Source organism: Listeria cornellensis FSL F6-0969, from assembly GCF_000525855.1.
Taxonomy (GTDB): Bacteria; Bacillota; Bacilli; order Lactobacillales; family Listeriaceae; genus Listeria_A; species Listeria_A cornellensis.
On record NZ_AODE01000013.1, the window covers coordinates 45,714 to 58,997 of the forward strand.

The following is a 13,284-nucleotide window of genomic DNA, read 5'->3' on the forward strand; positions in this document are numbered from 1 at the left end:
GATGAAAGGAACGGTCGTTATCGTAGGACTTGGTCTGATTGGTGGATCTATCGCACTGTGTATTCGCGCGAAACATCCACAGGCTCATATTATTGGTGTCGATATTTCAGAACAAACGATTTTAGCTGGGGATTCGCTCGGAATTATCGATGAGGGAACGACGAATTTGGCGGATGTTATTGCGCGTGCGGATTTGCTTATTTTTTGTTGTCCAGTGCAACAAACGGAGCGGTTCTTAGTTGAGCTACCAAGACTTCCATTGAAGGAAAATTTGCTTATTACAGATACGGGAAGTACGAAATTGCGCGTGATGCAACATGCGGCAGCGATTCAAGAGGCTGGTTATACATTTATTGGTGGACATCCGATGGCGGGATCGCATAAAAGTGGTGTGACGGCTGCTAAATCGTTGTTGTTTGAGAATGCTTATTATTTGTTGACACCAAGTGAAGATGAGGATCCAAAACATGTGGTTCTTTTACGAGAATGGTTAGAGGGTACGAACGCGAAATTTTTGGAATTGTCAGCGACAGAGCATGATAATATCACGGGAATGCTAAGTCATTTACCGCATATCGTGGCGGCGGCGCTTGTGAATCAGACGAGTGCTTTTACGCAAGAACATCCCGCGGCTTTTCGTTTAGCGGCAGGCGGTTTTCGCGATATTACTCGGATTGCTTCTTCTGACCCAACGATGTGGACGGATATTTCGCTTTCTAATAAAGACACGTTACGCGAATTGCTTGGAAATTGGCGCGATGGTATGAATGAAGCGATTGATATGCTTGAAAAAGAAGATAGTAACGCGATTTATCAATTTTTCGATACAGCGAAAGAGTTTCGGGATTCGTTGCCAGTTCATCAAGAAGGCGCGATTCCATCTTTTTATGACTTGTTTGTCGATGTGCCTGACTATCCGGGTGTTATTTCGGAGGTCACTGGTTTTCTCGCGCAAGAAGAAATTAGCTTGATTAATATTAAAATTTTAGAAACTCGCGAAGACATCATGGGGATTTTGCAGATTACATTCCAAAACGAAAAAGACCGCGAACGTGCGAAGCGTTGTATTGAGAAATATAGTCATTATCAATGTCACTTTTAGGGGGAAAACGATGCAGTTAATTAGGAATAAACAAGGATTAAATGGGACGATTCGAGTTCCAGGAGATAAGTCGATTTCTCACCGAAGCATTATGTTTGGTGCGTTGGCGGAAGGTACAACGACGGTGACTAACTTTTTAATGGGAGAAGATTGTCTGAGCACGATTGGTGTATTTCGCGCGCTAGGTGTGAGCATTGATGTATCGGAGGGGAAAATAGTAGTACAAGGTAAAGGTTGGGACGGCCTGCAAAAACCAGCGGAAACTCTGGATGTAGGCAATTCAGGAACGACGATTCGGTTGATGTTAGGAATTTTGGCTGGGCGTTCGTTTGATGCGACAATTGAGGGCGATGCTTCCATTGCGAAACGTCCAATGGGTCGCGTAATGAACCCACTCCGTGAAATGGGTGCGACTTTTGAAGCGAAGGAAGCTAATTTTGCACCAGTAAAAGTGATTGGAACAAAGCTAAGCCCGATGGAATATACGCTCCCTGTTGCTAGTGCACAAGTGAAGAGTGCTATCATCTTTGCTGCACTACAAGCAGAAGGCGAAACAACGATTATCGAAAAAGAAAAGACGCGCGATCACACCGAGCAAATGATACGTCAATTTGGCGGTGAAGTCGAAGTGGATGACTTAACAATTCGTGTTTCCGGTGGTCAGAAATTCCGCGGACAAGAAGTGGTTGTTCCAGGCGATATCTCCTCTGCAGCATTTTTTATTGTGGCGGGATTAATCATTCCTAATAGTAAAATTCGTTTAGAAAATGTTGGTATTAACCCAACGAGAACAGGGATTATCGATGTTGTCCAAGCGATGGGCGGGAGAATCACCGTTGAAAAAACAAGCGCAGTTGGGGACGAGCCCGCTGGAACGATTACCGTTGAAACGAGCGAATTAAAAGGCATCGAAATAGGTGGCGATATTATTCCGCGCCTCATTGATGAATTGCCAGTCATTGCGTTATTGGCATCCCAAGCGACGGGAAAAACGGTCATTAAAGACGCAGAAGAATTGAAAGTGAAAGAAACGAATCGAATTGACGCTGTCGTTACAGAACTGTCAAAAATGGGTGTGGCACTCGTTGGGACGGAGGACGGCATGATTATCGAGGGTCAACAAAATTTGCATGGTGCAACAGTAAAATCCTATGGTGATCATCGTATGGGAATGATGTTGCAAATCGCAGCATTGCTCGCAGATTCTGGTGTAACTTTAGAAAATGCTGAAGCTGTCAAAGTTTCTTACCCCACTTTTTTTGAGGATGTAGCTTCTTTATATTAAGTTGAAAAAAACGTGTGCAAAAGTTGCACACGTTTTTATAATGCGTGCAATAATTAAGTTTTTTTTGCACATATTATATTTTGTGTGCTATACTTAAAGAAAGAGAAGGGACGGAGTCAAATGCTATTAGAATTGCCTAATCACGACATAAATATAGATACAGTAACGATTTATAAGCAATTGGCAAAGTCGAATCGTGCCTTGGCAGAATTAAAAGGATATTCCGCGACGATACCGAATCAGTACATCCTGATTAATGCCATGACGCTCAATGAAGCCAAGGATAGTTCGGCAATCGAACAAATTATCACGACGCATGACGATTTATATCAAGCCATGTCTAAAGATAAAGTGCGCGATGCTGCAACAAAAGAAGTACTCAACTATCGACACGCGCTTTGGGAGGGCTATCAATATATCTTAAAACGTGACATCATCACAACTGCTCTCATCGAACATATCCAACGCATCATAGAAAATAGCAAAACAGGGATTCGTAAAGTTCCTGGTACGGCTATCAAAAACGTGACGACAGATGAGATCATCTATACGCCGCCACAATCAGAATTGGAAATTAGAGATTTGCTTGCGGATTTGGAGCAGTATATTAATCTGGATGATGGAACGGATCCGCTAATCAAGTTGGCGCTTATCCATTACCAGTTCGAGGCGATTCACCCATTTTACGATGGGAACGGGCGTAGTGGACGAATTTTGAATATATTATACCTTGTATTGATGGGATTACTCGAGAGCCCAGTGCTTTATTTGAGCAAGTATATTTTGCGTACGAAGAAAGAATATTACGTATTACTACGGAAAATACAGCAGGATAGCGCTTATTTTGAGGAGTGGGTGGTGTATATTTTAAAAAGGGGTAGAGGAAACGGCAAAGGAAACGCTAAAAATTATTCGTTCGATTACAGAGGCGATGGTCGAGTATGGGCAAGCGTTAAAGGAAAAGTTGCCGAAACTATATTCGAAGGAGCTAGTTGAGACGCTGTTTTATGAATTTTATACAAAAATTATGTATGTGGAGCAGCATTTGAATGTTTCTCGGAGGACTGCGGTGACTTATTTGCAAAAGTTGGAGGAGCACGGTTTTCTTATTTCGGAGATGATTGGGCGAGAACGGGTATATAAGAATAAAGTGTTATTTGACTTGATTGAGCAAGCGAACAAGTAAGTTGGAGAATTAGAGAAAGACTGTTTGACTTGTTTTGACCTTTCCGTTATAATAAGCCTACGAAACTAGGATAGATGTGAGGAGATTAATCATGAAATTTGCAGAGCAGATGTTAGCGGCTTTAGAGCAGGAAAACTTGCCTGAGGCGCAGAAATATTTTAAGCAAGCCTTACAGGATGGAACGGATGAAGAACAGTATTGGTTAGCAGAGCAATTGATGCAACTAGGTTTCTTGGAGGAAGCGGAAGATTTGTACGAACTTTTGCTTGCGAAGTACAAGGATGAAGGGGAGCTATTGGTTCGGGCAGCAGAGGTCGCGATTGAGAAGGATGATATCGAGACTGCGATGGAATATTTAGAACAAGTCAATACGCAAGACGAGGCTTATCCAGAGAGCTTGTTAGTGCTTGCGGATTTGTATCAGATGCAAGGGCTTTTTGAAGTAACGGAGGCGAAGTTACAGCAGGCCAAGAGTTTGTTACCAAACGAAGCTGTGATTGATTTTGCATTGGGTGAATTTTATTTGTCAACGGCACGGTTTGCGTCGGCGGTACAGAGCTATCAGGCGGTACTTGATGCTGGTATGACGGAGGTTGCAGGTAGCCAGATTTTTGAACGAATTGCGGAGAGTTTGGCGAGTAGTGGTTCCTTTGAAGAAGCGATTAGCTATTATGAGAAGGCGATTGCGGAACAAGAGGATGTCAATACGCTGTTCGGGCTTGGGTTGACGAGTTTTCAGGCGAAGGACTATACGAAGGCGATTTCGGCCTTGGAACGCTTGAAAGAACATGATCCGGGATTCACGACGCTTTACACGTATCTTGCCAAGAGTTATGAGGAAAATGGTGAGCAAGAGAAAGCACTGGAAGCATTGGTCGATGGTTTGAAGCAGGATGAATTCAATAAAGAAATGTTTTTAGAAGCTGGAAAATTGGCTTGGAAAAACGATCAGGCTGTGGAGGCAGAACATTATTTCCGTCAAGCGATTGCGCTGGATCCAGAATTTATCGATGCGATTTTAGAAGTGAACAAAATTTTGCTTAAAAAGGATGATCACGAGGGTATTGTGGAGCTGGTGGAGTCGTTAGAACGTGAAATTGTCACGGAACCGCAAATTTTCTGGGACGTAAGTGTTGCATATCAGGAGTTAGATATCTATAATAAAGCAAAAGAAAACTATGAATTAGCGCATCCGCATTTTAGCGAAAACGCGACGTTCTTGAAGGAATATGGCTTGTTCTTACGCGAAGACGGCGATATTGCGAAGTCTGAGGAAGTATTGGCCACGTATTTGACGCTCGAGCCAGGTGATGAAGAGGTTTTAAGTTTATTAGGTTATTAATCCCCATTTTGATGGGAAGGAGTGAGTGAAATGAAAGCATCAATTAGCATTGAAGACAAGAAGGAATTTGTTAGATGGTTGTTAAATAAGCATCAAATGAAGATTAGAGAATCAATGTGGATTCTAAATTATATTGCAGGTCATGACCAAATCATGGAATATGTTCACTTCGTTGATAATGCAGAAGGGTGCCCTCGTGGTCTTGTACTCACTTCTCTCGGGGTGGAGGACGAGCCATTTCGATTCTTTAAAGGAAATATTGTGACGACAGATCCAGAGAAGGCGTTTCACGATATTCGTTTGAATTGGGATGAAGCTATCTATATTCAGTTGCATTTCCCGGAAAGCTTAACATCTCCTCGTTACGCTTTTGTTCGTGAGGATAACCCGTTTGAAGAGGTGCAGATTTCGGATAAGGAAAAGCAAATCGCGTCCCAGTTTTTGGATACGGTTGTGGAACATTTTTCGAAAGAGAAATTACTGCTGGAAATCGATGAGGCGTTGGACGCGCATGATGAAGAACGATTCCAACGTTTGATGGAGCAGTTTAAGCAATATAGCTAGTATGAGAAGCATCTGTCCTTCGTGGATAGGTGCTTTTATTTTTCGTTTGAGGGTGAGTCTGGTATTATGGGAAAAGAGAGTTTTTAATGGAGGTGCAGGATGTATCGTTACTTAGCGAACAGGTCGTTTTTGCGGTTGCTGTTCATCGTCAATTTGTTAGGTGCTGTTTATGGCTATATTTGGTATGTTCCTCAACTAAAAATTACAGAACCACGATTTTGGATTTTTGTACCGGATAGTCCGACGGCGATTTTATTTTTTGTATTTGTATTGCTGGCTTGGCTGGCGAAGAAACATTGGCCGCTAATGGAGGCGTTGGCTTTTGTTTGCTTGGTGAAATACGGATTATGGGCAGTTGGGATGAATATTGCTTACATGATAAATCTGGGCTACTTGGATACGATGAGTTTGATGTTGCTTACATCGCATGGTTTAATGGCGGTGCAGGGGCTTGTTTATGCGCCATTTTACAGGATTAAATTTGAGCATTTTGCGATTGCGGCGATTTGGGTGTTACATAATGATGTCATTGACTACTTATTTGGCCAGATGCCGATTTATGGAGGGCTTGATCCGTATATTACGACCATTGGTTACTGCACATTCTGGCTAACAATTTTCGTTTTATGGACGGTTTATGAAAAAACACTGAAAAAGAATGCGTTTAAATTAGAATTTCCTCATGAAGCTTAAAAGTTATTGAGGTTTGGCGCTTTCTCATATATAATTAAGGTAATACGTAGTAGTTAGGATGGGGATTTATTATGAGTATTCAAATGTATATCGTTTATTTTTTGATTGTAGCATTAATACCTTTATGGGCGCAATATCGTGTCAAAAGCACGTATTCACATTATTCGAAAGTGGCAATACGCACAGGATTGACAGGAGCGCAAGTAGCGCGTCAAATCTTGGATGCGAACGGCTTGTCGAACGTGCCAGTGCATGAAACTGGTGGTGTATTAAGCGATCATTATGATCCACGGAAAAAAGCTGTTTTTCTATCCTCGGCGAACTTTAGTGGCCGATCGATTGCGGGAACGGCGGTAGCGGCACATGAGGTGGGGCACGCGATTCAAGATGCAGAGAACTATTCGTTTATGCGTTTTCGTTCGGCACTTGTCCCGATTACGATGTTTAGCTCGAATGCCTCTTGGGTGTTCTTAATCATTGGGATGTTGGCGACAATACCGGGCTTGATGTTAATAGGTATTGTTTTAATGGCAATCGGTGTCTTATTCCAGTTGATTACATTGCCAGTCGAGTTTGATGCTTCGAAACGCGCACTCGTACAAATTAACCAACTTGGTCTTGTTGCGTCAGACGAATTACCACAAGCTCGTAAAGTGCTAAGTGCAGCCGCAATGACTTACGTTGCAGCGATGGCAGTAGCCGTGTTGGAACTTTTGAGATTGATCTTAATTTTTACAGGTATGAACCGAAACTAGAATTAAAAAGACGCTCTGTAATGGGCGTTTTTTGATGGGGAGAAGGATGATTGGATGGATTTTGATGTGATTGTTATTGGTGGTGGTCCGTCGGGGTTGATGGCGGCAATTGCAGCGGCGGAGAAGAATAAGCGGGTTTTGCTTGTTGAAAAAGGGCCAAAACTAGGTAGAAAACTGATTTTGTCGGGCGGTGGGCGTTGCAATGTAACGAATCGCAAGCCAGCGGAAGAAATTATCAAGAATATACCGGGGAATGGGCGCTTTATGTATAGTCCATTTTCGGAGTTTAATAATGAGGATATCATCGCTTTTTTTTGAAAAATTAGGGGTGGCTTTGAAGGAAGAAGATCATGGCCGGATGTTTCCTGTGACGGACAGCGCGCGTTCGGTGGCTGATGCGATGATTTCGCGACTTGATAAGCTGAATGTGAAAATTTATATGAAAACGCCAGTGAAGCGCGTGAACTATCAGGACGGGCAAGTTGTGGGCATTACGCTTACGGATGGTCAAGAAATTAGTGCGTCAGCTGTGATTGTGGCTGTTGGTGGAAAATCGGTACCACGGACTGGCTCGACGGGAGACGGTTATGCGTGGGCGAAAGAGGCTGGGCATACGATTACGGAATTATATCCAACTGAGGTTCCGATTACATCGCGCGAGACTTTCATTAAAAGCAAGGTTTTGCAAGGTATCTCTCTACGTGACGTGGCACTTTCCGTTCTAAATCCAAAAGGAAAGCCAATTATTACGCATCAAATGGACATGATTTTCACGCATTTCGGTGTGTCGGGCCCAGCGGCGTTACGGTGTAGCCAATTCGTAATTCAAGGACTGAAGAAATTCGCGGTTCCCGAACTGACAATGATGATTGACTTTTTCCCAGATACAGCAAAAGGGGAATTGGAGCAAGAAGTGATGGGGCTCGTGAAAGATAATCCTAAAAAAGCTGTTAAAAATGCGTTGAAATCGGTGATGCAAGAACGGATGTTACTATTTTTATTGGAGCGTGCGGAAATTGATATCGATGCAGATTGTATTTCGGTTCCGCAGAAAAAATGGCAAGCATTCATCGAAACATTGAAGAAATTCACATTCCAAGTGAATGGGACGCTTGATTTCGAGAAGGCTTTCGTGACGGGTGGCGGTGTTTCTGTGAAGGAAATTATGCCGAAAGAGATGCAGTCGAAGTTGATGCCTGGTTTGTTTTTCTGTGGTGAAATATTAGATATTAACGGGTACACGGGTGGTTATAACATTACGTGTGCACTAGTGACAGGGCGTTTGGCTGGAGTAAATGCGGCACTTCGCTGAGACAAATCTAAAAAGTGGAGGCAGTTTCCCTAGAAAATCGGGATTGCCTCCATTTTTATTTTTTAATGGTTGTTTCGTATTGTTTAATCCAATCATCCACGCTGACTTTACTTGCTAACTCGCCAATGAGTTCGTACGGGATTTTTTTCGGATTTGTGAATCGGATGCAACCTTTGCCCATGTTGAGCTTGGTTGTCATATGTTTGGGATACTCGGCTTGGAACCATTCAAAAAGGGCTTCATCGCCGAAAATTCCCATGTGGTAGACCGCGATATGTTGTTTTTGTGCTGCGATGGCGAAAAAGGGGAGTGAAAGATTCGAATCACAGTGGTAACCATCGGGGTAACGGGATTTTGGAACGACGTAGGAAGGCATGCCGTACTGGATTTCTTTTTCGAAACCAGCTGGAATGTTGGCATCCACCACATGCATGAGTTTAGCGAAGGCCTCTTTTTTATCGGGTGCTAGGTCATCTAAATATTCTTCTATTGTCATGTTTTTCCTCCTAAATCTTGCATGAATTGTTCTACGATTTCGTCACGACGTTCTAGAAAAATGGCATTATCTCGGCTTGGATGTACGCGGTTTGTGAGGACGATTAGCGCCGTTTTGTGTTGCAAATCGATGACGATGAAAGTGCCTGTGAAACCGGTATGATAGATGGCAAAATGGTCCGTAGAGGGGACTAAATCCCAGCCGAGACCGCGTGATCGATTTAAATCTGGTGTGTAGTTTTTGGCGATATTGGTGATGCTTTCTTTGCTAAGAATTGGTTCGCCATTATGGAGTAGTGCTTTTGTAAAATGAATCAGGTCTGAGAGGTTGCTGAATAATCCGGCGTGACCTGCAACGCCGTCCATTTGCCAAGCTTTGAAATCGTGGACAGTACCTGTAATTAGGCCACGTTCTGGATGAACTTCGGTTGGGACGCAGGATTCCGGTGAATCAGGACGGTAGCTCGTTTGTCGCAAGGCGAGTGGCGTCAGGATGTTTCGTTTGACTTGTGTTTCTAAATCACCGCCAAGTTGCTCGACGATATAGCCGAGAAGCAAAAAATTAGCATCTGCATAGGTGACATCCGTTCCCGCCGGATTCGCTTGTGGCGTCTCGATACAGTAACGATAGACGTCCTCTTTTGATGCGATGGTATACGCAGGAATAGTCTTTGCCAAACCCGAACTATGCGTTAAAAGTTGCAAAATCGTGACTTCAGGGTAGCGGAAATCTGGTAGGAAATCGCGAACTTTATCAGATAGGCGCAAGTTTCCAGCTTCGATATGTTGCAAAACCAAGGTTGTCGTCGCGATGACTTTCGTTAAGGAAGCGATATCGTAGACGGCGTCCGGTTCTAGCATTACTTTTTCAGGGGTTAGTTGTTTCATACCGATCACGTGCTGTTTCGTACGTTGGGGTGTGATGATGGCATAGGAAATTCCCGGCACAATGCCTTCAGTGACTAGTTTTTTTTAATCGCGTATCCAACATGGACGTTCACTCCTTATATTGAGGAAGCCAAATCGCATCATTGACAGCTTCCAGTGGATTTGAAAGCGTGCGTTTATTTAATCCAAGTTCGATTGTTTTTTCCACAACGGCTAGCGTAACAGCGTGTGATGTGTCGCGTAATGTCGCAACGGGTGGGAGAAGTGCCGCGCCGACTGTGCCGACATCTTGAACTTGTGTCGCAACCGCATGACTAGCCGCCGCTAACATGTCATCCGTGATTTCTTGTGCTTCTGTAATCACTGCTGCAAGACCGAGTCCAGGATAAAGTAGCGCGTTGTTGGCTTGTCCGATAAAATAGGTATGCCCATCAAACAAAACAGGCTCAGAAGGACTCCCAGTCACGACAAGTGCCAGACCCTTTGTCCAAGTGATTAAATCGTGTGCAGTAGCCTCAGCAAGCTTCGTCGGATTCGACAGCGGCAAAATGGCAGGGCGTTCCACATGGCGACTCATTTCCAGCACGATTTCCTCTGAAAAAGCACCTGTTACGCCAGAGCAACCAATCAACATCGTTGGTTGCACATGTTTTACAATCGCTAGTAAATTCGTTAACTTTTCTGCAAAATCGGAAGCGTCACGTGCATATTTTTGCTGTCCAGAAGTTAGGTTTGGCAAGTCAGCAGTCACCAAGCCAGGCCGATCCACCAAGTAAAAACGACTCTTTGCCTGTTCAGCGGTCAAACCTTCATTCACGACCATTTCAGCAACCAACTGATCCGCAATACCAATACCCGCCGTTCCAGCACCGAAAATCACAATCCGTTGTTCACTTAGCGGTAAGTTAGAGACGCGCGTAGTAGCAAGGGCCGCAGCAACGACCATCGCACCAGTTCCTTGAATATCGTCGTTAAACGTGCATAATTCCTGACGATACGTTTCCAAAATTCGGCTGGCGTTGTCTCGTCCGAAGTCTTCCCAATGAAGTACAGCTTTTGGAAAACAAGTTTTGACAGCTTCGACAAAACGCGCGATAAAAATATCATAGGCAGGTGTTTCCAGTCGCGGCGTCTGACTACCTAAATAGCGAGCATCCGCGCGCAAGGCTTCATTATTCGTACCAGCATCGATGACAATCGGCAACACGCAATCTGGTGCAAGTCCTGCTGCCACCGTATAGACCGCCAATTTCCCAATCGCAATACTGACCCCATTCAAGCCCCAATCGCCAATTCCTAGGATACCTTCTCCGTCCGTCACGACAATCATCCTCACTTTTTCAGGGTTCGAAACATTATTCCGGAAAATGGACACCAAATCAAGCGCAGTATCTGCCTGCAAAAAAAGGGCATCTTGTGGATTTTCCCAGTTTTCGTGGTAGTGCATCACTGCGTCTCCGATGGTTGGTGTATAAATAATCGGCATCAATTCCGCCACGTGATCGATCACTACTTTATAAAATAGCGTCCGATTCTCACTATAAAGCGTCATCAAAAACAAATGTTTCTCCATGGGTGTCGTTTTTTTTATGTAAAGCCGTATAGACACGTGCTACCTGTTGCTCCAACGTCTCGATTGTCGCAGGAATTAAGCCGTCCAAACCCCATTCTGCGCGTTCTCGAGCTGTAAAAGCCGTGCCTTTATTTTGAAAAGGGTCATTTAATCGTGCATATCCATTCATCATTTTGCATCCTACTCCTTTAGTTATCCTGTTTATATTCTACACTAGAAGTGGCTAAAAAATCGACTAATTTCCCTGCACTTGTCAGAAATGTTTGGAATTTGTATAATGAAGGAGTGAAATGGGGTGCATAAAATGGAGAAAATCGTCATTATAGGTGGAGGAATCGTGGGTATGACGGCTGCGTATTTACTTGCCAAACAACAAAAAGAGGTCATCGTTATCGATAAAAAGGAGCCAGGTCAAGCAACGGTTGCTGCGGCTGGCATTGTGTGTCCGTGGTTATCGAAGCGCCGCAACAAAGTATGGTACGAACTGGCTAAAGATAGTGCGCGTTATTACCCGACGTTCATTCAAGAACTTGCGCAAGATACGGCGCTGAATACAGGCTATAAAATGGTCGGCGCGTTGTGCTTACGAGAAGACGAGACGAAGCTTGAGGAATTGGAACAAATCGCCCGTAGCCGCCACGAGGAAGCACCAGAAATCGGTGAAATTAAACAGCTGTCAAAAGCAGAAACGAAAGCAAAATTTCCGATTGTAGATCCAGCCTTTGGAGGCGTTTTTGTGAGTGGAGGCGCACGTGTGATGGGAAATTGCTCGTTTTAGCGTTAGCGGATGCAGCGATGGCGCATGGCGCTCGGATTATTCGTGACAAGGCGCGGCTCGAGAAACATGGCGATACGGCGATAGTTGTGATTGGAAACGAGATAATTAACGCTGACAAAATCGTACTCGCTGCAGGGGCCTGGCTGCCAGAATTACTGCAACCACTAAGACTTCAAGCTGCGATTCACCCGCAAAAGGGACAATTACTACATCTTCAATTTGAGGGCATCGATACGAATGAATGGCCTGTCGTTTTGCCGCCGAGTGCGAAAAGTATCGTACCGTTCGATGATGGGCGAGTAATCATCGGCGCGACACACGAGAATGAAGGAGGTTTTGACTTGGAACCAACCGAGGCAGCCGTCGAAGAAATTTTAGAGGAGATTGCGCGCTTTGCACCAGCTGTAAAAAATGCAAAACTGGCGGAAATCCGTGTAGGTACGCGACCATTTACACCAGACTTCACGCCAGTTATTGGAACCTTGCCAACTGCAAAGCATATTTTTGTAGCTAATGGATTAGGCTCATCAGGACTCACAACAGGTCCTTACGTCGCCAAAATTCTTGTTGATTTGATTCAAGGAAAGACACCAAAAACCGATATTGCTGGTTTTGATCCGAGCAATTCGATTACTTCATGATGCGACGAAGCTGTTTCAAGTATTGGTGTTTCACGAAGAAATAATAGACGGCTTGGACAACGATGAAGATGCTAATCACGATACCGACATTTTGCCAAATATTGAAATCAAGTAAGTTTTGCAGAGCGAGGAAGGCTACAAGTGAATGAATCACTGCCACGAAAAGCGGTAGGAAAAACATGACGCGTAGTTGCCTCGCTACGATTTTGTGCAGTTCTGGTTTCGTTAAACCAACTTTGAAAAGCATTTTGTATTGTTGTTCATCTCGTTTCAAGTCGCTGTGTAGGCGCAAGTAGATGAATCCGGCCGAGAAAGTGTAGAATACAGCGCCACATAAGACGGTGAGCAATAGAAGTAGACCGTTTATTTGCTGCATACTTTGCCACTGCATAGCGAGTGATTCGAATCCAGTATAGATACCTTCGTTAGTATTTTGATTCTTGTTATTCCAGTTATTAGTATAGTCCGATAGCTTTTTCGCTGTGGCTGTGGTATTTTCCCAATCATCCGTATGAAAAATGCTGTACGAAGTTTTCGTATTATAGTTATCCTCTGCTTTTTTATAACGCGCTTCTGATTCCTGCCACAGTATGTCGATATCCGATTGATTGGCAAGCATTATCACATTCTCCATACTGCTTGGACTAGACCCATACGGAAAGCGATTAAT

At 43.9% G+C, this 13,284-nt stretch carries 10 protein-coding genes and 4 pseudogenes; 10 read left to right on the top strand and 4 right to left on the bottom strand.

The genetic code is table 11. The features are described from left to right. The first annotated feature begins 1 nt into the window (after position 1). From PCORN_RS05435 to PCORN_RS05470, 9 genes and pseudogenes are all read left to right on the top strand, one after another. Positions 2-1,102: a prephenate dehydrogenase gene (locus PCORN_RS05435; protein ID WP_036078305.1), complete on the top strand. Its 1,101-nt coding sequence runs from the start codon at positions 2-4 to the stop codon at positions 1,100-1,102. Between the two features lie 10 nt (positions 1,103-1,112). Continuing rightward, positions 1,113-2,387, top strand: coding sequence for a 3-phosphoshikimate 1-carboxyvinyltransferase (gene aroA, locus PCORN_RS05440; protein ID WP_036078307.1), 1,275 nt, complete (start codon positions 1,113-1,115; stop codon positions 2,385-2,387). A gap of 120 nt (positions 2,388-2,507) precedes the next feature. Beyond that, complete coding sequence (locus PCORN_RS05445; protein WP_206537427.1) at positions 2,508-3,383, top strand: Fic family protein; 876 nt, start codon at positions 2,508-2,510, stop codon at positions 3,381-3,383. Continuing rightward, the gene (locus tag PCORN_RS21060) at positions 3,319-3,573 is read left to right on the top strand and encodes a Fic family protein (protein WP_338151762.1); all 255 of its coding nucleotides are present in this window, start codon (positions 3,319-3,321) and stop codon (positions 3,571-3,573) included. The genes PCORN_RS05445 and PCORN_RS21060 overlap by 65 nt, the downstream gene beginning before the upstream one ends. 91 nt (positions 3,574-3,664) lie before the next feature. Then, entirely contained in the window at positions 3,665-4,915 is a 1,251-nt protein-coding gene (locus PCORN_RS05450) for a tetratricopeptide repeat protein (RefSeq protein ID WP_036078309.1), read from the top strand. Positions 4,916-4,945: 30 nt separating this feature from the next. After that, entirely contained in the window at positions 4,946-5,479 is a 534-nt protein-coding gene (locus PCORN_RS05455; protein ID WP_036078310.1) for a ReoY family proteolytic degradation factor, read from the top strand. 99 nt (positions 5,480-5,578) lie between these two features. After that, the gene (gene lhaT, locus PCORN_RS05460; protein WP_036078311.1) at positions 5,579-6,172 is read left to right on the top strand and encodes a lipoprotein heptaprenylglyceryl N-acetyltransferase LhaT; all 594 of its coding nucleotides are present in this window, start codon (positions 5,579-5,581) and stop codon (positions 6,170-6,172) included. A gap of 71 nt (positions 6,173-6,243) precedes the next feature. Then, entirely contained in the window at positions 6,244-6,927 is a 684-nt protein-coding gene (locus tag PCORN_RS05465; RefSeq protein WP_036078313.1) for a zinc metallopeptidase, read from the top strand. Between the two features lie 54 nt (positions 6,928-6,981). Next, positions 6,982-8,239 (top strand): annotated as a pseudogene (locus PCORN_RS05470) (BaiN/RdsA family NAD(P)/FAD-dependent oxidoreductase). A gap of 55 nt (positions 8,240-8,294) precedes the next feature. Here the strand turns inward: PCORN_RS05470 and PCORN_RS05475 are convergent. From PCORN_RS05475 to PCORN_RS05485, 3 genes and pseudogenes are all read right to left on the bottom strand, one after another. Continuing rightward, positions 8,295-8,735, bottom strand: coding sequence for a DUF1801 domain-containing protein (locus tag PCORN_RS05475; protein ID WP_036078314.1), 441 nt, complete (start codon positions 8,733-8,735; stop codon positions 8,295-8,297). Beyond that, entirely contained in the window at positions 8,732-9,685 is a 954-nt protein-coding gene (locus PCORN_RS05480; protein ID WP_051999276.1) for a serine hydrolase, read from the bottom strand. Before PCORN_RS05480 ends, PCORN_RS05475 begins: the two co-directional genes overlap by 4 nt. Positions 9,686-9,731: 46 nt before the next feature. Next, positions 9,732-11,367, bottom strand: a pseudogene (locus PCORN_RS05485) (NAD-dependent malic enzyme). 132 nt (positions 11,368-11,499) lie between these two features. On the opposite strand from PCORN_RS05485, the pseudogene PCORN_RS20105 reads away from it, so the two are divergent. Next, positions 11,500-12,614: pseudogene (locus PCORN_RS20105) on the top strand (NAD(P)/FAD-dependent oxidoreductase). 102 nt (positions 12,615-12,716) lie between these two features. Here PCORN_RS20105 and PCORN_RS21245 read toward each other — a convergent pair. Then, positions 12,717-12,984: pseudogene (locus PCORN_RS21245) on the bottom strand (ABC transporter permease); the annotation flags it as partial. Positions 12,985-13,284: the final 300 nt, after the last annotated feature.